The 21,439-nt window shown below is 72.1% G+C and carries 22 protein-coding genes and 1 other RNA gene; 15 read left to right on the forward strand and 8 right to left on the reverse strand.

The annotated features are described in order from the left end of the window. Positions 1–3: 3 nt before the first annotated feature. Positions 4–1,368 carry a GntT/GntP/DsdX family permease gene (locus ABFX51_RS34670; protein WP_091511940.1) on the reverse strand — a complete coding sequence of 455 codons (1,365 nt, stop codon included), beginning with the start codon at positions 1,366–1,368 and terminating at the stop codon, positions 4–6. Next, positions 1,365–1,865: a gluconokinase gene (locus tag ABFX51_RS34675; protein WP_346056274.1), complete on the reverse strand. Its 501-nt coding sequence runs from the start codon at positions 1,863–1,865 to the stop codon at positions 1,365–1,367. Before ABFX51_RS34675 ends, ABFX51_RS34670 begins: the two co-directional genes overlap by 4 nt. 151 nt (positions 1,866–2,016) lie before the next feature. On the opposite strand from ABFX51_RS34675, the gene ABFX51_RS34680 reads away from it, so the two are divergent. Then, positions 2,017–2,709, forward strand: a complete 693-nt coding sequence (locus ABFX51_RS34680) for a FadR/GntR family transcriptional regulator (protein WP_346056275.1) — start codon at positions 2,017–2,019, stop codon at positions 2,707–2,709. A 34-nt stretch (positions 2,710–2,743) separates the two neighbouring features. Then, positions 2,744–3,595 carry a cobalamin biosynthesis protein CobD/CbiB gene (locus ABFX51_RS34685; RefSeq protein WP_091511944.1) on the forward strand — a complete coding sequence of 284 codons (852 nt, stop codon included), beginning with the start codon at positions 2,744–2,746 and terminating at the stop codon, positions 3,593–3,595. On the opposite strand, the gene ABFX51_RS34690 is transcribed toward ABFX51_RS34685, so the two are convergent. The 3 genes from ABFX51_RS34690 to ABFX51_RS34700 form a co-directional block, all read right to left on the reverse strand. After that, a complete protein-coding gene (locus ABFX51_RS34690; RefSeq protein WP_346056276.1) occupies positions 3,546–4,418 on the reverse strand; it encodes an SURF1 family cytochrome oxidase biogenesis protein in 873 nt (290 codons plus the stop codon). The two genes, ABFX51_RS34685 and ABFX51_RS34690, sit on opposite strands and share 50 nt — an antisense overlap. A gap of 23 nt (positions 4,419–4,441) precedes the next feature. Next, positions 4,442–5,299 carry a fructosamine kinase family protein gene (locus ABFX51_RS34695; RefSeq protein WP_346056277.1) on the reverse strand — a complete coding sequence of 286 codons (858 nt, stop codon included), beginning with the start codon at positions 5,297–5,299 and terminating at the stop codon, positions 4,442–4,444. Between the two features lie 76 nt (positions 5,300–5,375). Further along, positions 5,376–5,861, reverse strand: a complete 486-nt coding sequence (locus ABFX51_RS34700; protein WP_346056278.1) for a low molecular weight protein-tyrosine-phosphatase — start codon at positions 5,859–5,861, stop codon at positions 5,376–5,378. 48 nt (positions 5,862–5,909) lie between these two features. On the opposite strand from ABFX51_RS34700, the gene ABFX51_RS34705 reads away from it, so the two are divergent. From ABFX51_RS34705 to ABFX51_RS34715, 3 genes are read left to right on the forward strand one after another with little or no spacing between them, the layout of a single operon-like run. Next, positions 5,910–6,725: a Nif3-like dinuclear metal center hexameric protein gene (locus ABFX51_RS34705; RefSeq protein ID WP_346056279.1), complete on the forward strand. Its 816-nt coding sequence runs from the start codon at positions 5,910–5,912 to the stop codon at positions 6,723–6,725. Further along, positions 6,722–7,459: a zinc ribbon domain-containing protein gene (locus ABFX51_RS34710; RefSeq protein WP_346056280.1), complete on the forward strand. Its 738-nt coding sequence runs from the start codon at positions 6,722–6,724 to the stop codon at positions 7,457–7,459. The genes ABFX51_RS34705 and ABFX51_RS34710 overlap by 4 nt, the downstream gene beginning before the upstream one ends. A gap of 2 nt (positions 7,460–7,461) precedes the next feature. After that, on the forward strand, positions 7,462–8,541 hold the full coding sequence (locus ABFX51_RS34715; RefSeq protein ID WP_346056296.1) for a bifunctional RNase H/acid phosphatase: 1,080 nt from the start codon (positions 7,462–7,464) through the stop codon (positions 8,539–8,541). Here the strand turns inward: ABFX51_RS34715 and ABFX51_RS34720 are convergent. Continuing rightward, positions 8,529–9,764 (reverse strand): SLC13 family permease, encoded by a 1,236-nt coding sequence (locus ABFX51_RS34720; RefSeq protein ID WP_346056281.1) that lies wholly within the window; start codon positions 9,762–9,764, stop codon positions 8,529–8,531. The two genes, ABFX51_RS34715 and ABFX51_RS34720, sit on opposite strands and share 13 nt — an antisense overlap. Positions 9,765–9,811: 47 nt before the next feature. Between ABFX51_RS34720 and rnpB the strand changes: the two genes are divergently transcribed. The 10 genes from rnpB (at position 9,812) to ABFX51_RS34770 (ending at position 19,936) form a co-directional block, all read left to right on the forward strand. Further along, an RNA gene (rnpB, locus tag ABFX51_RS34725) (RNase P RNA component class A) lies at positions 9,812–10,197 on the forward strand. 30 nt (positions 10,198–10,227) lie between these two features. Then, on the forward strand, positions 10,228–11,097 hold the full coding sequence (locus ABFX51_RS34730) for an SCO6745 family protein (protein WP_346056282.1): 870 nt from the start codon (positions 10,228–10,230) through the stop codon (positions 11,095–11,097). Positions 11,098–11,588: 491 nt separating this feature from the next. After that, entirely contained in the window at positions 11,589–11,855 is a 267-nt protein-coding gene (locus tag ABFX51_RS34735) for a hypothetical protein (protein WP_091511960.1), read from the forward strand. A gap of 10 nt (positions 11,856–11,865) precedes the next feature. Then, positions 11,866–12,297, forward strand: a complete 432-nt coding sequence (locus ABFX51_RS34740) for a hypothetical protein (RefSeq protein ID WP_091511963.1) — start codon at positions 11,866–11,868, stop codon at positions 12,295–12,297. Between the two features lie 3 nt (positions 12,298–12,300). Beyond that, positions 12,301–15,204: an ATP-binding protein gene (locus ABFX51_RS34745; protein ID WP_346056283.1), complete on the forward strand. Its 2,904-nt coding sequence runs from the start codon at positions 12,301–12,303 to the stop codon at positions 15,202–15,204. A gap of 37 nt (positions 15,205–15,241) precedes the next feature. Next, positions 15,242–17,269, forward strand: coding sequence for a magnesium transporter (locus tag ABFX51_RS34750; RefSeq protein ID WP_346056284.1), 2,028 nt, complete (start codon positions 15,242–15,244; stop codon positions 17,267–17,269). A gap of 8 nt (positions 17,270–17,277) precedes the next feature. Next, entirely contained in the window at positions 17,278–17,874 is a 597-nt protein-coding gene (locus ABFX51_RS34755) for a hypothetical protein (protein WP_346056285.1), read from the forward strand. Between the two features lies 1 nt (position 17,875). Further along, positions 17,876–18,871, forward strand: a complete 996-nt coding sequence (locus ABFX51_RS34760) for a C40 family peptidase (protein ID WP_346056286.1) — start codon at positions 17,876–17,878, stop codon at positions 18,869–18,871. Between the two features lie 16 nt (positions 18,872–18,887). Next, on the forward strand, positions 18,888–19,703 hold the full coding sequence (locus tag ABFX51_RS34765; RefSeq protein WP_346056287.1) for a hypothetical protein: 816 nt from the start codon (positions 18,888–18,890) through the stop codon (positions 19,701–19,703). Positions 19,704–19,747: 44 nt separating this feature from the next. Further along, on the forward strand, positions 19,748–19,936 hold the full coding sequence (locus tag ABFX51_RS34770) for a hypothetical protein (protein WP_091511976.1): 189 nt from the start codon (positions 19,748–19,750) through the stop codon (positions 19,934–19,936). A gap of 41 nt (positions 19,937–19,977) precedes the next feature. On the opposite strand, the gene ABFX51_RS34775 is transcribed toward ABFX51_RS34770, so the two are convergent. Together ABFX51_RS34775 and ABFX51_RS34780 are read right to left on the reverse strand one after the other, a co-directional pair. Then, the gene (locus ABFX51_RS34775; protein ID WP_091511979.1) at positions 19,978–20,364 is read right to left on the reverse strand and encodes an SCO5389 family protein; all 387 of its coding nucleotides are present in this window, start codon (positions 20,362–20,364) and stop codon (positions 19,978–19,980) included. A gap of 13 nt (positions 20,365–20,377) precedes the next feature. Next, positions 20,378–21,346 (reverse strand): ATP-binding protein, encoded by a 969-nt coding sequence (locus ABFX51_RS34780; RefSeq protein ID WP_346056288.1) that lies wholly within the window; start codon positions 21,344–21,346, stop codon positions 20,378–20,380. Positions 21,347–21,439 lie beyond the last annotated feature (93 nt).

A 21,439-nucleotide genomic window follows, 5' to 3' on the forward strand; every position in this document is an offset into this window, starting at 1 on the left:
CGCTCACAGGATCGCGCCCAGCGGCAGCAGGATCGCGATCGCCACCACCGAGATCACCGTCTCCATCACCGACCAGCTCTTGATGGTCTGGCCCACCGAAAGGCCGAAGTACTCCTTCACCAGCCAGAAGCCGGCGTCGTTGACGTGGGAGAAGAACAGCGAGCCCGCGCCGATGGCGAGCACCAGGAGCGCCGCGTGCGTCGGGTCCAGGGTGGCCGCCAGCGGGGCCACGATGCCCGCCGCCGACACGGTGGCGACCGTCGCGGAACCCGTCGCGAGGCGGATGGCCACCGCGACGAGCCAGCCCAGCAGCAGCGCCGGGATCGACGCCCCCGTCGCGAGCTGGGTGATCACGTTGCCCACCCCGGCGTCGACGAGCGTCTGCTTGAACCCGCCGCCCGCGGCGACGATCAGGATGATCCCGGCGATCGGCCCGAGCGAGTCGCCCACCGTGGTGGACAGCTTGTCGCGTGTGAAGCCCGCGGCGCGGCCGAGCGTGAACATGCCCAGCAACACCGTCAGCAGCAGCGCGACGAGCGGGTCACCGATGAAGTCCAGCACGCGCCGGACCTCGCTGCCGCTCGACGCGAGGATGTCGGAAAGCGCTTTCGCCAGCATCAGCACCACGGGCAGCAGCACCGTGCTCAGCGTCGCCCCGAAGCTGGGGCGCCGGACGTCCCCGGACTCCTCGCGCGCGGGCACGAGGTGGTCCGGCGGGGCCGCGTTCGGCACCCACCGGGCCGCGAGCATGCCGAAGAGCGGGCCCGCGATGATCACCGTCGGGATCGCCACGACCAGGCCGAAGGCCAGCACGATGCCGATGTTCGCGTTCAGCGCGCCGGCCGCCGCGAGCGGGCCGGGGTGCGGCGGGACCAGGCCGTGCAGCACGGAAAGCCCGGCCAGCGCCGGAATGCCGACCAGCATCAGCGGCCGTCCGGTGCGCTTGACCACGAGCAGCACGATCGGGATCAGCAGCACCAGCCCGATCTCGAAGAACATCGGCAGGCCGATCAACGCGGCCACCAGCGCCATGGCCCACGGCAGCGTGCGGCGTCCGGCCCGCGAGACGATCGTGTCCACGATCTGTTCCGCCCCACCGGAATCCGCGAGCAGCTTGCCGATCATCGCGCCGAGCGCGATGAGCACGCCGACGGAGGCGACCGTCGAGCCCACCCCGCTGGAAAAGCTCTTCAGCAACTTGTCGACCGGCATCCCGGCGATCAGCCCGAGCGCGCCCGACCCGAGGATCAACGCGAGGAAGGCGTGCAGTTTGAACTTGCTGATCAGCACCACGATCAGCGCGATCGCCACGAGTGTCGCGACGATCAACCGGGTGTCGTGCCCGGTCCACGCGGCGGCCAGTGTCATTCCTTCGGCTCCTTTGCCAGTGCGTCGAGCGCGGCGGCCACGATGTCCTCGGGCGGCCTGCTGATGTCCGCCACGAGCCCGCGCTCGTCGGTTTCCAGTGGTTCGAGGTCGGCGAGCTGGGAGTCGAGCAGCGACACCGGCATGAAGTGCCCCGACCGGCTCTTCATGCGCTCGGCGATCAGCTCCCGCGGCCCGTTCAGGTGGAGGAACCAGACGTTCCCGCCGCCACGCAGCACGTCGCGGTAACGGCGTTTGAGCGCCGACGACGACACCACGCCGCCGGTCTCCTGGTGCGCGCGGATCCAGTCGGCGATGGCGTGCAGCCAGGGCCTGCGGTCCTCGTCCGTGAGCGGGTGGCCGGAGGACATCTTGTCGATGTTCGCCTGGGGGTGGAACGCGTCGGCCTCGGCGTATTCGACGCCGAGCCGTCGCGCCAGCTCACCGCCGATGGTCGTCTTGCCGGACCCGGCCACTCCCATCACGACGATGACGGTCATTTCGTCCTCCGACTCCGCCCGCCCGCCAGCCCGACCGCCACCCCTGGTGGACACGCTCCGCGTGACGGTATCTCGTGTACTGCACCGCAAAGGTACTACTTATTGATGCGAAAGGTACTACTTAATCGAATCAGTGGTATACGGTCACATCGTGGCTGACGGCAGGCACGCGCGTGTGCTCGACGAACTGGGTACCGCCATCGCGTCGGGGGAAATCCCGCCCGGCACCGTGCTGCGCCTCGAACAGCTGCAGGAGGAGTACGGCGCGTCACGCACGGTCGCGCGGGAAGTGGTGCGGGCGCTGGAAGTCATGCGCCTGACGAGCAGCAAACGCCGCGTCGGCATCACCGTGCGGGACCCGGCGGACTGGAACCACTTCGACCCGCGCCTGATCGGCTGGCAGCTCGACGGCGCGAGCCGCGAGCAGGCGCTGCGGATGCTGATGGAGCTGCGCTGGGCCGTCGAACCCACCGCGGCCCGCTTCGCCGCCCTGCGGGCCACCCCCGAGGAACGCGGCAGGCTGCGGGCGCTCGCCAGCCGGTTGCAGAGCACGGCCAAGGCCCGCGACCTTGACACCTTCCTGCGGCACGACATCGCGTTCCACCACGTCGTGCTGGCCGCGTCGGCGAACCCGATGTTCTGCCAGCTCTCCGACGTCGTGGCCCAGGTGCTCACCGGCCGCACCGAGCACGGCCTGATGCCGCCGGAACCCCAGCCCGAAGCCGTCGCGCTGCACGTCCGCGTGGCGCTCGCCGTGGACGGTGGGGACGCCGACGAGGCCGAGGAGGCCATGCGCGGCATCATGGAACAGGCGCGCGACGAGGTCGCCGAGCAGTTCGAGTAACCTCCCCCCGGTAAGTCGACAAGGGGGGCACGGCGTGAGTGCGGCGCGGGCGGTCGGGCTGCTGCTGGGGGCGGCCGCGGACGGCGTGATCGGTGGCGAACCGTTGCGCGGGGCACTGCGCACGCTGGACCGGAAACCGGGCTACGCCGCCGGTCTCGTCGGTGGTCTCGTGGTCGCCGGTGTCGCGGCCGAGCGCGTCACGCGCCGGAGCCCGGTGTGGCAGGCGGTCGGCACGGCCGTCGCGACGTGGGCGGTGCTCGGGGGAGCCGGGCTCGCCGCCGACGGCACGGCGCTCGCCCGGGACCTCGAAGAAGGCGAACTCGACGCGGCGCGGACCACGCTCGCCGCCCTCGACGAGCGCTCCACGCAGTCGCTCGACGTCATCGGGCTGTCGCGGGCCTCGGTCGAGTCCGTCGCGCAGCACACGTCCGACGCCGTGGTGGGGCCGATGTTCTGGGGCGCGGTCGCCGGAATTCCCGGGCTCGTCGTGTCGCGGGTGCTCAGCGCGCTGCGCGGGACGCGGCTCGCCGAACTGGTCAAGCTCGTGCCGACGCGCATCGCCGCCGCGTTGACGGTGACCGGCGCCCCGGTGGTGGGGGGCTCGGCCAAGGGTGCCTGGCGGGCGTGGCGGCGGGACACGATCGCCCACCCCAGCCCGAACGCGGGCCGGATCGAGGCGGCTTTCGCGGGAGCGCTGGAAATCCGCCTCGGCGGGCGGGCGGTGTACCCGCAGGGTGTGCGCGAGCTGCCGGTGCTGGGCGACGGCCGCAACCCCGACGCGGGCCACGTGACGCGCGCCGTGGAGCTGTCCCGGGTGGTGGGGCTGCTGACCGCGGTCAGTTCTGCCGTGCTGGCTCTTCTGACCGGCCTTCGGCGGCGTCCCTAGCTTCGTCTTCAGCCAGAATTTCGGCCACGGACTTGCGTTTGCGGGCCTTCTTCTCCTTCTGCCGCTCACCCATTTCCGCGAGCACGCCGCCCGGCTTCAGCTCCCGGATGGTGAAGTACGCGAGGCCGCCCAGCGCCATCACGCCGAACGCGATCCACTGCAGCGCGTAGGAGAAGAACGGGCCTGCGTCGAGCTGCGGCAACGGCAGCGCGTTGAGCACACCGGGCGCGTTCTGGTCGAGCTGGAAGTACCCCGGCCGGATCGGCAGCCCGCTCGACCGCGCCACCACCCGCGAGTCCACCACGTAGCTCTGCAGCTTCCCGCCGGTGGAGGCGTCGGCGAACGCGTCACGGTTCTTGGGGTCGGTCTCGTCCTGCCGGACGCGCGCGACGACCTCGACCGTGCCGGCGGGCGGCGCGGCGTAGGGCGGGACGGAGTTGTGCTCACCGGGCTGGACGTAGCCGCGGTCGATCAGCACGACCTCGCCGGTGGTGGTGCGGAACGGGGTCAGCACCTCGAACGCGGGCTCGCCCTGGACGGTGCGCAGGCGGGCCACCACCTCGTCCTCCGGCAGGTACTTGCCGGTGATCGTGACGCGGGTCCACTCGGTGTTCCGGTCCGGTGCCACGCCCGGCGCGAGCACGGTGTCCAGCGGTTTCGGCTCGGCGGTCATCGAGTGCTGCACGGCGGCGTTCTGGGCTTCGCGTTCGGAGTTGCGGTTGAACTGCCACGGTGAGAGCAGCCAGAAGCAGGCGAAAGCGAAAATCAGCACGCCCGCCACGAGGGCGAGCCAGCTGGGTCTGAGCAGAACCTTCCACCGCACGGTCCCACGGTAGCCCCGGTGGTTCAGCGCAAGCAGGCCCGGGCCGCCGACAGCGCCTGGCGGGCGTAGCCGCCGCCGAACACCGCGGCGTGCATGAGCAGCGGGAACAGCTGGTGCAGCGGCACGCGGTCGCGCCAGCCGTCGGCCAGCGGGACGCCCTGGTCCTGCGCGCCTTCCGCGTACGCGCCGAGGATGGTCTGGAGCTGTGACGTGCCGAACAGCTGCAGCATCGCGAGGTCGCCCTCGCGGTGGCCGCCGTGCGCGGCCGGGTCGATCAGCCACACGCCGTCCGCGGCCCAGTGCACGTTGCCGCTCCACAGGTCGCCGTGGATGCGGGCCGGCGGCTCGGCGGGCGCCAGGTCGCCGAGGCGGTCGCACAGCTTCTCGAACAGCGCCGCCTCGTCCTGCGTGAACAGGCCCTGGTCCACGCAGTCCCGGACGTAGGGCAGGACGCGGTGCCGGGCGTAGAACGTCGGCCAGTCGGGGCTCGCCTCGTTGCGCATGGGCGCGACACCCATCCACGCGTCGGCGGGGCCGCCGGGCGGTGGGCAGCCGAACGCCTCGGCGCCACGCTGGTGCAGCGCCGCGAGGTTGCGGCCGAACGCCTCCGCGGCTTCCGGGGTGGGCGGTCCCGGCGGCACGTACTGCATGACGAGCCACTGGTCGTCGTGGCCGTGCACCCGGGGCGTGGGCAGGTCGCCGTGCTCGCCGAGCCAGCGCAGCCCGGCGGCCTCCGCCGCCGTCGCCCCCGGCCCGACGCCTTCCTTGGCGATGACGGCTTCCCCGCTCGCCAGGCTGACCAGGAAGATCGCCCCGCCCGCGCGGCGGACCCCGGTCACCTCGCCGCCGTACAGTCGCTCGACCGCTTCGCGCGCGTTCACGCGTGCAGTGTGCCCAGGTGCCCGTGCGGTCAATCGAGCAGGTGGGTGTGATCGTGCCTCAGTGGGCGAATCGCGGTCAGGCGCGGCGTGGGGCGTCCAGGTTCTCGCGCACCCACTCCAGCAGGCCCGGCATCGTGCGTTCGATCATCGCCAGCACCTCCTCGAACCCCTCGTCACCGCCGTAGTACGGGTCCGGCACCTCCGCGCCTTCGGGGGCCGTCGGGTCGAAGGAGCGCAGCAGCCGCACGCGGGAGGGGTCGTCGAGCTCGCGCCGCAGGTCACGGAGGTGCCCCGCGTCGGCGGCCAGCAGCAGGTCCGCGCCGAGGTGGTCTTCGCCGACCTGGGTGGCGATGTGCTTGCCGTCGTAACCGTGCGCTTCGAGCGTCGCGACCGCCCGGGCGTCCGCGGGCTCCCCGACGTGCCACGGCCCGGTGCCGCCGCTGCTGACGCGCACCCGGTCGGCGAGCCCCTCGCGTTCGAGGTGCGCGGAGAACACGAGCGCGGCCATCGGGGAGCGGCAGATGTTGCCGGAGCAGACGAAGCAGACGTGGAGTTCAGGCACGGCGAACAGTGTGCCCGCTCCTCCCCGGCGGATGCGAAGATCCCCGGTATGCCCGCACTCGCCGAGATCATCGCCGCACTGGAGGACGCCTACCCGCCCGAGCTCGCCGAGAGCTGGGACGCCGTGGGGCTCGTCTGCGGTGACCCGGCCGACGAGGTCCGCCGCGTGCTGGTGTGCGTCGACCCGGTCGCCGAGACCGTGGACGAGGCGATCGAGCTGGGGGCCCAGCTGATCGTCGCCCACCACCCGCTGTTGTTGCGGGGTGTGCACGGCGTGGCCGCCGACACCCCGAAGGGCGGCCTCGTGCACCGCCTGATCCGCGCGGGCGTCGCGTTGTACTGCGCGCACACCAACGCCGACTCCGCCGACCCCGGCGTCTCGGACGCCCTCGCCGAGGCCATCGGCCTGCGGGTGCTCCGGCCGCTCGACCCCAAGGGGGAGCGCACCGGCATCGGCCGCATCGGGGAGCTGCCCGAGCCGGAGTCGTTCGCCGTCTTCGTGCAGCGGGTCGCGGAAGCGTTGCCCGAGACCGAACCCGGGGTGCTCGGCGCGGGAGACCCGGACCGTCCGATCAGGACGGTCGCGGTGTCCGGCGGGGCGGGGGACGGCTACCTCGCCACCGCGACCGAGGCCGGCGTCGACGCCTACGTGACCGCCGACCTGCGCCACCACCCCGCCGGCGAGCACCTCGCCGCGGGCGGGCCCGCGCTGGTCGGCCTCACGCACTGGGCGAGCGAATGGCCGTGGTGCGAGCAAGCCTCGGCGGTCCTGCGGCGCGCGTTTGCGGGTAACGTCGACACCCACGTGTCCACCCGGCGCACGGATCCGTGGACCATCCGAACCTCAAGGGAGCGCAACCAGTGAAGGCAGACCCCGCCGTCCAGCGTCAGCTGCTCGACCTCGCCAAGGTGGACGCCGAGCTGTCCCGCGTCGAGCACCGCCGCCGCACCCTGCCCGAGCTGGCCGAGATCGAGGCCGCCGAGAAGAACGTCCGCAACCGCCGCGACGCGCTCGTCGCGACGCAGACCGTGGCCTCCGACCTCGACCGCGACATCGCGCGGCAGGAGAAGGAGATCGAGTCGGTGCGCGCCCGCGAGGACCGCGACCGCAAGCTGCTGGAGTCCGGCTCCATCCAGGCCAAGCAGCTCTCCGACATCCAGCACGAGCTGGAGACGCTGGCGCGCCGCCAGTCCGCGCTGGAGGACGACCTGCTGGAGCTGATGGAACGCCGCGAGGCCGTCGAGATGGACGCGCAGCGCACGGGCGCCGAGGTCGACAAGGCGGAGCAGGAGCTCGCCGACGCCACGCGCCGCCGTGACGAGACCTTCACCGACCTCGACACCACCCAGGCCCGCCGCATGGAGGACCGCGCGAAGCTGCTGCCGCGCTTCCCCGAGCCGCTGCTCAACCTCTACGAGCGCGTCCGCGCGCACAAGGGCATCGGTGCCGCGCTGCTGCGGGCCCGCCGCTGCGGGTCGTGCCAGCTGGAGCTGGACCGCAACACCATCGCGGAGATCAAGGCCGCGGCTGAGGACGAGGTCGTGCAGTGCGAGAACTGCGACGCCATCCTGGTGCGGACCATGGAGTCGGGTCTGTGAAGGTGCTCGTCGAGGCCGACGGCGGTTCGCGGGGCAACCCCGGGCCCGCCGGCTACGGCGCGGTGGTCAAGGACGCCGAGACCGGCGCCGTGCTGGCCGAGCGGGCCGAGGGGCTGGGCGTCACGACGAACAACGTCGCCGAGTACACCGGGCTCGTCGCGGGGCTGACCGCGGCGGCGGAGCTCGGTGCGTCCATTGTGGACGTAAGGATGGACTCGAAGCTCGTCGTCGAGCAGATGTCCGGGCGCTGGAAGATCAAGCACGCCGCGCTGCAGCCGCTCGCCGAGCAGGCCCGTGAGCTGGCGGCGCGGTTCGAGCGCGTCAGCTACGAATGGGTGCCGCGCGCGCAGAACTCCCACGCCGACCGGCTGGCGAACGAGGCGATGGACGCGCAGGCGGGCAAGCGCACCGAGGCTCCCGCGAACTCTCCCGCGCGCTGGACGGGGGCGCAGGGCAAGCCGACGCGGCTGCTCCTGCTGCGGCACGGGCAGACCGAGATGTCCGTCGACCGGCGCTACTCCGGCCGTGGTGACGTGCCGCTGACCGAGCTGGGCCGCCAGCAGGCCGCGGCCGCGGCGAAGCGCCTCGCGGCGCTGCCGGGGGTCGCCGAGGGCGAGCCCGTGCCGGTCGTCGCGTCCCCGCTGACCCGCACGAAGCAGACCGCGCAGGCCGTCGCCGACGCCATCGGCGGCCGCGTCGAGACGCACCAGGGCCTGCTGGAGACCGACTTCGGCGACTGGGAGGGTCTCACCTTCAAAGAGGCCGCCGAGCGCGATTCCGAGCTGCATTCCCGCTGGCTGCGTGATTTCACGGTGCCCGCGCCCGGCGGCGAGAGCTTCGAGCGCGTGCACCGGCGGGTGCTGGCGTTCCGGGACGAGCTGCTGGAGACGCACGCCGGGCGGACGGTGATCGTGGTGAGCCACGTGACGCCGATCAAGTCCCTGCTGCGCATGGGCCTCGACGCGGGGCCGTCGCTGCTGTTCCGGCTGCACCTGGACCTGGCGTCGCTGTCGATCGTCGAGTTCTACCCCGACGGCAACGCGTCCGTGCGGCTCGTGAACGACACCTGTCACTTGAGCTGAAGAACGGCCCACAAGGCGACGGTCGACGCGGCGAGCGTCGTGGGCACGGTGAGCGTGCCCAGGCGCAGGAAGTCCCGCCAGCGCGGGGTTTCCCCGGCGGACATGAGCACTCGCCGCCACAGCAGGGTCGCGAGCGAACCGAGGTAGGTCGCGTTCGGGCCGAGGTTCACGCCCAGCAACATCGCCAGCACGATGCCCGGCGCCGGATGCGGCCCCAGCACCGACAGCAGGAGCAGCGTCGCGGGCAGGTTGTTGACCAGGTTCGCCAGTACCGCCGCGAGCACCGCCGTGAGCAGCAGCTGCGGCAGCCCGGCCGAATCGGGCAGGAGCGCCCGCAGCGGTTCACCCAGCAGGTGCCGCGAGACGGCCTCGACGACGACCGCGAGCCCCAGCACGAACAGGCACAGCAGCGGGTTCGCCTCCGCGATCAACGTCGGCACCCGCACCCGGCGTGCGGACAGCGCCCGCGCCGCGAGCACGACGGCGGAGATCCCCGCGACGACCCCCGGTTCGACGTGCACCAGTGGGGCCAGGCCGAACCCGGCGAGCGTCACGCCCAGCACGACCAGTGCGAACACCGGCGCGGGCGGCACTTCCCCCGCCGGCGCGGTGGCCTTGCCCGACAGGTCGAAGAACCGCAGGAACACCACCAGCTCGATCGCGGTCGTCACCAGCCACGGCAGGGCCATCAGCGCGCTGAACCCCGCGAAACTCAGGCCCGAGGCCGAGAACGCGAGCAGGTTGGTCAGGTTCGAGACGGGCAGCAGCGTGGAGGCCGAGTTGGACAGGTGGGCGCACGCGTAGACGTGCGGGCGCGGCGGCAGGTCGAGCCTCCGGGCCGTCGCGAGCACGACCGGGGTGAGCAGGACGACCGTCGCGTCGAGGCTCAGCACCGCCGTCGTGCCGGCGGCCGCCGCGAAGGTCAGAACCAGCAGGCGCCGTGGTTTCCCCCGGCACGCCACGGCCAGCCGCGCGCCCAGCCACGTGAACACGCCGTCGAGGTCGGCCAGGTGCGCGAGCAGGAGGATCGCCGCGAGGAAACCGAGCGTCGGCAGCAGGGTGCGGGCCTGCGCGGCGGCGTCGGCGGGGGAGACCCAGCCCAGCAGCAGCACCAGCCCGGCGGCGGGCAGGGCCACCGTCGCCTCGGGCAGGCCGCGCGGGCGTGCCGTCGCGAACCCGAGAACGGCGACGAGCAGCACCAGACTTCCACCCGCCGCGACCACGCGCTGACGCTAGCCGATGGCCCGCGCGTTACCCTGATCGGCGCGGACGAGTTGGCCGGGCGGCCGCGAGGGGCGTGCTCGCCCTTCGAGGAAAGTCCGGACTCCGCAGGGCAGGGTGGTTGCTAACGGCAACCCGGGGCGACCCGCGGGACAGTGCCACAGAAAGCAGACCGCCCCGGCTCCCGAGCCGGGGTAAGGGTGAAACGGTGGTGTAAGAGACCACCAGCACCCCGGGTGACCGGGGTGGCTCGGTAAACCCCACCCGGAGCAAGGCCAAGAGGGCGCCTGGCGACAGGCGCCTGCGCAGGCGTTCGAGGGCTGCCCGCCCGAGCCTGCGGGTAGGCCGCTCGAGCCTGCCGGTGACGGCAGGCCTAGATGGATGGCCGCCGCCGCGCAAGCGGTACAGGATCCGGCTTACAGGCCAACTCGTCCGCCTCCGCCGATCGTGTGGGAAGGTACCGGCGTGGAGAGCGAAGAAGCCCGCACGCTGGCGTACCGGTGTCACCGAGCCCTCGATCCGCTGCACTCGGCGGTCTACTTCGCACCGGAGACCGACCAGCTCCTGTCGGAGGTCGGGCTGCGTCGTGGGCGGATGAGCTACTTCGCCAGCCGCGCCGCCGCGATGGGCGCCGTGGGCGCGGGCACGGTCGCGGCCACGTTCTACAACTTCAACCCCGTGCTCGTCGCGAAGCACATCCCCCGGGCCTGGGAGCTCGCGAGCCCGGAGCGCGTCCTCGAAACCCGGCTGGCGGCGGCAGACGCGGTGTTGCGCCGTCTCCTCGGCGAAGCGGTGTCCAGCGATGAAGTCGCCGAAGCGGCTTCGCTGGCCAGAACCGCAAGCGAGGCTTGCACGCCCGAAGGCCGCCCGCTCTACGCCGCGCACGCCGACCTCGACTGGCCGTCCGAGCCGCACCTCGCGCTGTGGCACGCGATCACCCTGTTGCGGGAGCACCGCGGTGACGGGCACATCGCCGCGCTCGTCACGCACGGCGTGCGCGGGTTGACGGCGTTGATCACGCACACCGCCACGGGCAAGGGTTTCGTCCCGGCCGCGGCGAAGGCCACGCGTGGCTGGTCCGACGAGGAGTGGGACGCCGAGTGCGCGCGTCTCCAGGCCGAAGGGCTCCTCGACGCCGAAGGCGGCCTGACCGAGCAGGGTGAGCAGTTGCGGCAGAGCGTGGAGGACCAGACCAACGCCGCGGCGGTCGCGCCGTGGCGGCACCTCGGAGCCGAACGGGCAGCACGGCTGCACGAACTGGGCCGCGCGCTGAGCCGGACGGCGGTCGCCGCGGGGGCGTTCCCGGCGGGGATGTTCGCGGCGCCACGGGCCTGAGGACGAGTCGGACCGGTCTGCTGGCGCGTTTTCCCCGTACCGCGTTCCCGTCGCTGACCTGCACGGACTGTGATCGCCCCGGGGAGACGGCCATGCGTACGGGCAACCGGCCCATGATCGACTACTCCGCGTGGCCCGTCACAGGCGGGTAGCGAGCTGCCACCGATCAGGGCATGCCACACTATCCGCGCCGGTGTCGAACGGCGTGTCGGGCGAACCCAGAGTGAGCAGAACGCTCGCCGGTCACGTCAGTTGCAACATACGGGTGGACGGGGTTAATCCTGGGCGGCCTTGCAACGATGATGGAGGGCGACGAGTTCAGGGAGAGTGGCCGTACTGTGCCTGGTGAGGATCGACTGCCTACGACGGAGAGCACTTTGACCGTTACCGGTAGTCACGCCATCATGATGTAGACCAGACCGGACAAGCTCCAGCCCGTGGGCCCGCCCGGTGACCCACCTGACCACACTCCTCGCACCCGGGAGTACGCGATGACCATGATGACGCTTGTGAGCCACCTGGCGCAGGGCGAGATCAAGACCCGAGGCGTCCAGCAGTGGATGCTCGACAACATCATCCCGCTGGTACTGCTGGCCGTCGCGTTGCTGTTGCTCTGGCTCGGCGGCGGCAAGGGCGACAACGCCGGTGTCATGCGCCGGCTGGCGGGCGTCGTGATCGCGCTCGCGATCGTCGGCCTCGCCGTGAGCGGGCTCGGCGTGAACGTCGGCGAGTGGATCGCCGGCCTGTTCACAGGCTGAGCGGGCTCTCGTGCGGATTCGAACCGACGACGAGGTCTACCGGGTCGACGCGGTCTGGCTCGGTCCTCCGAAGGCCACTTTTCCCTGGCGGGCGCGGTACGTCGCCTGGGGTGTCGGCATCGCCGTGTTCCTGGTGGTGCTGACCGTCGAACGGCAGCTCGGCGTCGGGTTCGGGTTCTTCTCCACGGCGTGGGCGTTCGTGGCAACGATCTTGATCACCAGACTGATCACGAGAAAGATCAGTCACGAGCGCCCGCTCGGTGCGGTGTTCACGATGTGGCTGCGGGAGCTGCACACGCCGAGGGAGAGGACGAGAGGGGAGGGCGGCGCCGTGACCGCCGCCAAGCTCCGGGTCCGCCCGCAGCGTCCGTTGCCCAGGAACAAACGCCCTGACAGGCCCCGAGCACGCCGTGACCGCGGCGCTGCTCCGGCGAGGAGGTAGCTGTTGTTCGGTCGCCGGAAGGACCGGGAGCGCGACGCGGGTGGCGCGGGCCAGTGGCAGCCGCGGCCCGTCCGTGGCGCTTCGGCCGGTGCGAAGAAGAACCAGGGCAACCGGCGGTTGCCCGGTGAACAGGCCATTCCCAGCTACACCCCGTCCATCGCGGCCCGCAGCATCGACGGCCACCTGCTCCGCACGGGGCACGAGGTCTACGCGTGGTACCGGCTGGCGCCGCAGCGCTGGTCGTTCCGGTCCGACTCCCAGCGCCGCGACCTGATCGCGGCCATCGCGGGGCAGTACGCCGAGCTGCAGGGCCGCTGGCTGCACCTGCGCGTGACCACCCGCCCGTACCCGATCCGGATGTGGGCCGAGGCACACGTGCACAACGCCGTGGGCCGTCCCCAGGACGTCGCGGGCGCGCTGTCCTTCGACGACTACCTGATCGGCGAGCAGCAGCAGCTGATGGGCCGTTCGATGGCCGAGAAAGAGGTCTACCTGGGCATCCAGGTGCAGACCCGCCGGATGGTGGACCGCGCGGTGGAGAGCGCCGCGCCGCTGCTGCGCAGGATCCTGCCGGAGGCGGTGGACGCGGAGCTGACCGCGCTGGACTCCGAGGTCGAGCACCTCGACCAGGTCGTCGGCGCCTCCGGGCTGGAAGGGCGTCCGGTGCACGCCGAGGAGATGTCCTGGCTGATGCACCGGTCGTGCTCGCTGGGCCTGCCCGCGCCGCGGAACCTGCCGGCGGTGCCGGGCACGGAGTGGGAGCCGGAGGACCTGGCGAGCTTCACCGACGCCGCGGACTTCCACGCCGAGCCGTACGCGCCGACGCTGACGGTGCGCGGGCGCACCGGCTCGAACGCCGGCCTCACGCGGCACGTCGCGGTGCTGACGGTGGGGCAGATGCACGGCCTGCAGATCCCCGAGGTCGACGACCCGTGGGTGCAGCACGCCGACCGGCTGCCCGCTTCGGTGGAGTGGTCGGCGCGGATCTACGTGCGGCGGCCCGAGGAGGTCGCCGGTGAGCTGCAGCGCCAGATGAACAAGGTGCGCTCGCAGGTCAAGCACTACACCGACGAGCACGAGCTGGAGCCGCCGCAGTCGCTGGCGCGCCAGGCGTCGCGGGTGCTGGAGATCGACGACGAGATGACGTCGGGGTTCACGGCGCTGGCGACGCGGGTGCGGTCGTGGTGGCGGCTGGCGGTGTCGGGGCAGACCGAGCGCGAGGCCCTGCGCCTGGCGCAGCAGCTGCTGGACCTGTACAAGCCGAAGGTCGCGATCGAGCACCCGGAGGCGCAGTACGCGATGGCGCGGGAGTTCATCCCGGGCGAGCCGCTGGCGTCGTCGGCCTACATGCGCCGGGGTTCGGTGGTGTGGGCGGCCGCGGCGGTGCCGACGGCCACTGCGGAGGTCGGTGACCGGCGCGGCATCCTGCTGGGCGAGACGGTCACCGCGACGCGGCGTCCGGTGGCGTGGGACCCGTGGATGGCGCAGGAGATCCGCGACGGCTCCGGGCTGACGGCGATGGTCGCGGGCCTCGGTGGCGGTAAGTCGTTCCTCGGCGGCGGCATCGTCTACAAGACGTTGCGGGCGGGGGCGCACTGGACGCTGCTGGACCCGTCGGGTCCGCTGTCGAGGTTGTGCGACCTGCCGGAGATCCGGCCCTACGCGCGGCCCATCAACCTGCTCAACGCGCAGCCCGGCATCCTCAACCCGTACCGGGTGGTGGCGGAGCCGCTGCTGGAGCACTTCCTGGACGAGGACGACCCCGAGCGGGCGTGGCGGCGAGAACGGGCGCTGGCCGGCGCGACCCGACGGCGGTTGGTCCTCGACGTGCTGACCGGGATCCTGCCGTACGAGGTGGCGCGGATGCCGCAGAGCCGCATCGTGCTGCTGCGCGCGGTGCGTGCCGTGGGCGGGCGGTACGACGCGGACCCGGGGCAGGTGATCGACGCGCTGCGGCGGGATTCCAGCGAGCACCACGAGCACGCGGTCGTGGTCGCGGACTTCCTCGACGAGATGCGGGAGCGCATGTCGCTGCTCATCCCGGAGGACGACGCCGACCCGTACTCGGAGACGCGGGACGACCGGCTCACGGTGCTGACGATGGCGGGCCTGACCCTGCCGAAGGACGGCGTGGGCCGCGAGCACTGGACCGACGCCGAGGCGCTCGGCGTCGAGATGCTGAACCTCGCGGCGTGGCTGACGCAGCGGTCGGTGTACGAGAAGCCGAAGGACCTGCGCAAGGGCGTGTGGATCGACGAGGCGTTCTTCCTGTCGGAGGTGCCGACGGGGCGGGTGCTGATGAACCGGTTCGCGCGTGACTCGCGGAAGTGGAACGTCCGCGTGCTGCTGTCGTCGCAGATCCCGGCGGACTTCCTGAAGATCCAGGGGTTCGTGGCGCTGCTGGACTCGGTGTTCGTCGGCAGGCTCGACGACGACGAGGCGCAGGCCGACGCGTTGCGGCTGCTGAAGGTGCCGGTGGGCGTCGGGTACGAGCAGGTCGTCGCGGCGCTGGGCAGGCGGCCCGGCGCGCACCGCGACGCGGAGCGTGACCGCGAGCCGCGCCAGTTCATCTTCGGTGACGGTGCCGGTGGCGTGGAGCGGATCCGCGTGGACTTCTCGGGGCCGCACCTGGAACACCTGCGCGCGGCGATGGACACCACGCCGGGTTCGAAGGACGCGCTGCCCGCCGACAACCGCGCGTCGCGCGAGGCCGAGGAGGCGGAGGCGCCGCACGTGCCGGCACCCCCGCCCGACGACGAGCTGGAGCAGGACCTGGAGCTGGCCGCGGAGCGCGAGGTCGGGCTGACGGAGGAGCAGATCCTCGCCGAGGACGTCCCGGGCGGCGCGGAACACGCGACGGCGGGCAAACGCGGCGGCGGCGGCGGTCACGGCCGGGACGCGGCATGAGCGACGCTTGCGCTTCCACGCCGCGTGAGGGGGCCGCATGACCACGGTCCTGACGCTGGGTTTCGTACTGGCCTGCGCTTGGGGGTGGCACGCGGTCAAGGGATTCGTCCGGAGGGGCGGCTTCCGCGGCAAAAGACCCGGCCGCTGGGCGACGGTCACGATGGTCGCCCTGCTGCTCGGCCTCCAGGCGGTGGCCACCGCCCCGGCCGCCTCGGCCGCGGCCTGCGGGGAGGCGCCGACGCCGGAGCGGCCGGGTGCGGGCATGGTCGGCGCCATCGATCCGCCCGCCACGCACGGGGAAAACGGCAGCGCGTACCTGGACTACAGCTACGCCGGGATGGTCTGGTACGTCTACCAGACCGACTGCGGTCCGCTGTCCGGCATTACCAGCCCGAACTCGACCATCGACACGTGGGCGGGCAACGAGCTGTTCAACATCGGCAAGAACCTCGTCGGCGCCACGAACTCGCTGCACTACACAGTGATGGAGGGCGGCCTCCTCAACCCGATCTACAACGCGGTGAAGAGCGGGGCCGAGAAGGTCTACAACAACATCTACGCGCAGCTGTTCGGCATCGCCGCGTTGCTGCTGGCGATCCTGATGTTCCGCAACATCTGGCGCGGGGACCTGGCGGCGGTCAGCAAACGCGCGTTGTACGGGCTCGGGGCGGTGTGGCTGGCCGCGTCCTCGCTCGCGATGCTGCGGTACTTCGACCCCATCGACAAGGCGATCGTCCAGACCACCACGAACATCCAGGCTGGGTTCGTCGACGACTCGGGTGATCGCGTGGTCCGCGAGATCCTGCCCACCGAACTGCACACGCAGGTGGTCTACAACAACTGGCTCCGCGGTGAGTTCGGCGCGCCGGACGCGACGCAGGCGAGGCAGTTCGGCAGGCCGCTGCTGGACGCGCAGGCCTTCACGTGGGACCAGATCCGCAACGGCGACGACGCCAACCAAGCGGTGGTGGACGCGAAAAAGGCTTCGTACAAGAACATCTCCACCCAGCTGGGCACGGCGACGCCGTATTTCACGGGTGAAGGCGGCAGCCGCACCGGCGCAGGCTTCCTCGCCCTGCTCCAGAGCCTCGTCTACGCCCTGTTCCAGCTGCTCGCCAAGGCGTCCGTCCTGCTGGCGCAGGTGCTCATCCGGCTCTTCGCCCTCACCGCGCCGCTCATCGGGCTCGTCGCGCTCGTGCACCACGACATCCTGCGCCGCGTGGCGAAGGTGCTCGGCGGGGTCGGCTTCAACCTGATCGTCCTCGCGGTGCTCGCCGGCGTGCACGCGTTGTTGCTGCAGGCCATCTTCGCCGCGGGCAGCTCGCTGTCGATGCTCACGCAGATGGTCATGGCGGGTCTGGTCACGGTGTTGCTGTTCCTCGTGGGACGACCGGTGCGGCGGCTGTGGCAGATGGTCGAGATGTCCGTCGGCATGGTGGGTTCCGGCATCCCGGCCCCGAGCGGCCTGTTCTCCCGCTTCCGCAAGAAGCAGGGCCCCACCCCGCAGGACGAGTTCTGGCAGAACGTCCGCGACTCCGACGACAGCGACCTCGAAACCCGCGGCCCCATCGGCGCGACGGCCGGTGGCGGGCGGTTCCGCCCGGAGGCCACGATCTTCGCCAACTCCGAGCGCCTCGACGGCTCCATGGCCCACCGCCCGGCGGCCGCGTGGTCCGGTGCGCTGCCGGGCAACGCCCGTCGCCCCGCCTTGCCCGCCGGTGGCGGGCCCGGGGTGCGCCCGGGTTACGCCCCGGCAGGCGGCAGCTCGGACGACTACGTGTACTCCGCCCCGCCCGGCACGACCCGCCGCACGGACGCCGGCTGGGCCCCGCCGCGACAGCCGAGTCGCCGTGTCGACACCTCTCCCGTCTTCGACCGCGACATCGACCAGGCCGACGCCGTGGTCGTGCCCTCACGGTTGCGCCCCGCGCACCAGGCGCCCCGCGTCGCCACGGCCCGGCCGCGACGGGTGGAGCCGGAGCTCGTCGGCGGCAGGCCCGTGCACGTGCTGTACCGGCCTTCGCGGGGCCTCGAGGTCCGTGACACCGACCAGGCCGTGCGGTGAGGTGACCGATGCCGATCAGGACGAACCGTGGCCGCGCGGCTGTTTACCGGCGCCTGTGGGGTTTTCCGCTCCGCTCGCCCCGGCACCTCGCCGGGACCGCGATCGCCGTCGCGGTCCTGCTCGTCGGGCTCGGGATCGCCATCCCGCAGCTGCTCGGGCCGCGCCAGAGCGACCAAGTCACCCCGGCCCGCATCAAGGACCCGTCGTCCTCCGCCGCCGCGGTGCCGCCCGGCACGTCGTCCACCACGCTGCCGACCCGCCTCACGGCGCCGCTCGTGCAGCCGACGTCCGCGGCACCGGCCCCGGAGGCGCTCGACGTCGCGAAGCGGTGGGCGCAGGCGTGGGTCAACCACCCGGACGGCATCACGAACGCCCAGTGGCTCGACGGCCTGCGCCCGTACACCACCGAGGAGTACCTGGCGCAGATGTCCACTGTGGACCCGCGGAACATCCCGGCGAAGCAGGTCACCGGTGAGCCGAGGGCGACCGAGTCCTACACCAGTTCGGTGCTGGTCATCGTGCCCACCGACGGCCCCCAGCTGAGCATCACCGTCGCGCGGACCCCGGGCGGCTGGCTCGTCGCCGGCTACGACCAGGCGAGCTGACATGCGGATCGGGCTGCTCGTCGGGGTGGTGGTCGCCGCGCTGTTCGCGGCGGTGCTCACCACGGGTGTCGTCGCCAAGGTGGTCACCGACCAGCAGGCGGCGCAGGCGCAGGTGCGCAACCTCAGCTGCGACGCCGCTATCGGCCCGACGGACGCCGGTGACGTGCAGACCGCGCAGGGGCAGGTGGACCGGCTCACCCCCGAGCAGCGCGGGATCATCGCGCAGATCATCGCGATCGGCAAGCAGCGCGGGCTCTCGCCGCGGGCGTGGCAGATCGCGATCCAGGCGGGTATGACCGAGTCCGGCATGCGCAACCTGAGCTTCGGTGACCGGGACTCGCTGGGCATCTTCCAGATGCGGCCGTCGATGGGCTGGGGCACCGAGGCGCAGCTGCAGGACATCCCCTACCAGATCAACAAGTTCTACGACGTGCTGCTCGCCGTGCCCAACTGGGACGGGCAGCGGCCGGGCGACTCGGCGCAGGACGTGGAGCGGTCGGCCTTCCCCGACCGCTACCACCGGTGGGAGCCGATGGCGGCGCGCCTGGTGCAGGACCAGGGCCAGGTGGCCGACATGAGCGGCTGCGGGCAGAGCGTGGGCCTCGCGCTGCCGGCGAACAGGGCGGCGGCCGCGGCGATCGCGTTCGCGCTGGGGGAGCAGGGGAAGCCCTACGTGTGGGGTGCGACGGGGCCGAACTCGTACGACTGCTCCGGGCTGATGCTGCGCTCGTACGAGGCCGCGGGCATCACGCTGGACCGGGTGTCGCGCGACCAGTACCACGACGGCGCGATGCTGCCCGTACGGGACGCCCAGCCCGGTGACCTGCTGTTCTGGGCCTACGACCCGTCGAACCCGAACACGATTCACCATGTGGCGATGTACCTGGGCGGTGGGAAGATAGTGGAGGCCCAGCAGACCGGCGTGCCGGTGCACGTCCGCTCGGTGTCGTTCGACGAGGACGAGCTCGTGCCGCAGGCCGTGCGGCCGGGTGTGTGACGCAACGGAGAGGCTCGTGGCTAAGAAATTCGGGAAGCGGTCCAAGGCCGGGAAGGACCCGGCCGAGCTGTTCGGCGCTCCTGTCCCGCCGCCGCGTTCGGCCGTGCGCCCCGCGTCGAGCACCCCGCTGGCCGATTACCTGGCGCCGGGCTGGCCCGGGGTGGACGACAACTACGTCGTGCTGCCGCGGTCGCTCGCCGAGGGCATGTCGTTGCCGTGGCAGCAGCAGATGTCGGCGTTGCTGGCGCAGTTCCACCAGGCGCACGGGAACCTGTCGTGGCCGGTGTACCGCGTGGTGCCGTCGCGGTACGAGAACCTGGTCGACCTCGACGAGGAGCAGCTCGCCGAGGCGGGCTACCTCGTGGAGATCGACGCCGACGGCGACATGGTGTACCGCGAGCGCAGCGGCCGGAAGGTGGAGGACCCGGAGAACACGCGCGTGCTGGTGTCGGTGCTCGACCCGATCCCGCCCCGGGGCCGCAAGCCCGCCGAGCCCGCCGCCCCGGCGCCCGAACGTCCCCGCGCGGTCCCCATGAACATCCCGCCCGCCCCGGTCTGGCGGACGACGCCGACCGCCTCGACGCAGCCGGTGCCGCCGCTGCCCGAGCCCGCCGCGCGGCCGCCGCGGCAGCCGGAGCCGCCCGCCGAGGCCGTCGCCGAGGAACCCGGCCTGCGGCCGGAGGAGCAGGCCCCCGCCCCGGACGAAACCGACACCCCACCCCGCGGCATCCCGGTGAGCGAGCGCGGCTGGTTCGACGAGTACGCCGACGAGCCCGCCCAGTTCGGCCCGACCGGGCAGCCCACCGAGCTGCCGTACCGCTACCGCCCCTGACCGACGGCATGACAGCGGGCGGCCGACCTGCGAAGCTCGAAGCCATGAAGGACGCGAACCCCGACCAGGGTTGGTACTACAACACCAGGACCGGCGAGGTGGAGCACCTCGAACGCTCCCGCTCGATCGACCTCCTCGGCCCTTACCCGGACGAGGCGACGGCCCGCCGCGCGCTGGAGATCGCCAGGGAGCGGACCAAGCAGGCGGACAAGCAGGACGCCGACTGGGACTGAACGACCGGTGCCCCGGCGACGGCCGGGGCACCGGATCGCGCTCAGCAGTCCCGCAGCTCCGGGCTCTGGTTGCGCAGCTGCCCGGCGGGCGAGATGAACTCCCGGTAGCCCTCGCCGTCCACGGCGGACGGCCGGAAGGCGGCGACGCGGTGGCAGTTCTGGAACGCCAGCTTCATGCCGAAGTGGCGCTCCAGGCCGCCCCGGATCGCGTCCGACGCCAGCGCGCGGAGCAGCTGACCGCGTTCCGCCTCGCTCGGCGGCGGGGTGGCGTGGTCGGCGAAGTCGGCGTGCTCGAGGCCGGCCGCCACCTCGCTGATGATCTGCCACGCGTAGGGCAGCGAGTCGCGCACGCAGGCGACGAACTCGGCATCGGTCACTTCACCTGACTCGGCGCGCTCCAGCAACGCGGCGGGTACGTCCAGTGACAACGGTTTCTCCTTCTCACTCGGTTACCGAAGACCCGGCCATCGGGCCGGGGACGAACTCGGGGTCGACCTGCTCGGCCAGGTCCCGGCCGGCCCGGTCGTTGCCCCAGGAACGGGCGTTGCGCAGGTGGAACTCGACCGCCTGGCGGTGGTAGCGCGCCCAGTCGCGCTCGACGGAATCCACAGTGGACAGCAGAGCGCCCAGCGCCGCCAGGTTCTCCGGCTCCAGCGCGCCGATCGGCCGGGCCCTGCCGCGTTCCGCGGCCCGCACGTGCCCCGACGCCCGCAGCCAGCACAGCAGGTCGTCGCCGAGCTCCGTGCGCAGGAAGGCCACGTCCTCGTCGTCGGTGACCTTGTTGCCGACGACGGCCAGGCGCACGCCGAAGTCGCGGGCGTAGTCGGCGTACTGCCGGTACACGCCGACGCTGCGCAGCGTCGGCTCGCACACCAGGAACGTCACGTCGAAGCGCGTGAACAGCCCCGAGGCGAAGGCGTCGGCGCCCGCGGTCATGTCCATCACGACGTACTCGTCGCGGTCGTCGACCAGGTGGTTCAGCAGCAGCTCGGCCGCGCCGACCTTGGAGTGGTAGCAGGCGACGCCGAGGTCGTCCTCCTCGAAGCGGCCCGTGACGCCGAGCCGCACGCCGCCGACCTGGCGGAAGCACGCGTCGGTGATCGGGTTGTCCTCGAACGGGCGGAGCAGCCGCGAGCCGCGTCCCGGCGGGGTCGTCTTGATCATGGCGTCGGCGCTGGGGATGCGCGGGTTGTCGCCCCGCAGGTAGTCCTTGATGAGCGGCAGGTGCTCCCCGAGCGTCGGCAGCGCGGCGGCCTCCGCCTCGCTCGCCCCCAGCGCGACCGCCAGGTGCTGGTTGATGTCCGCGTCGATGGCGAGCACGGGTTTTCCGGCGACGGCGAGGTAGGCGGCGAACAGGGACGCGCACGTGGTCTTCCCGCTGCCTCCCTTGCCCACGAAGGCGACCTTCACGACGATCTCTCCATCCCGAAAACGATATCGATTTTCAGTACCAGATGGGCGAAGATACACCCGGGTGGCCCAGTCCCGAACGGGGGATCAAGA

Source organism: Amycolatopsis dongchuanensis (assembly GCF_039542405.1).
GTDB classification, from domain to species: domain Bacteria; phylum Actinomycetota; class Actinomycetes; order Mycobacteriales; family Pseudonocardiaceae; genus Amycolatopsis_E; species Amycolatopsis_E sacchari.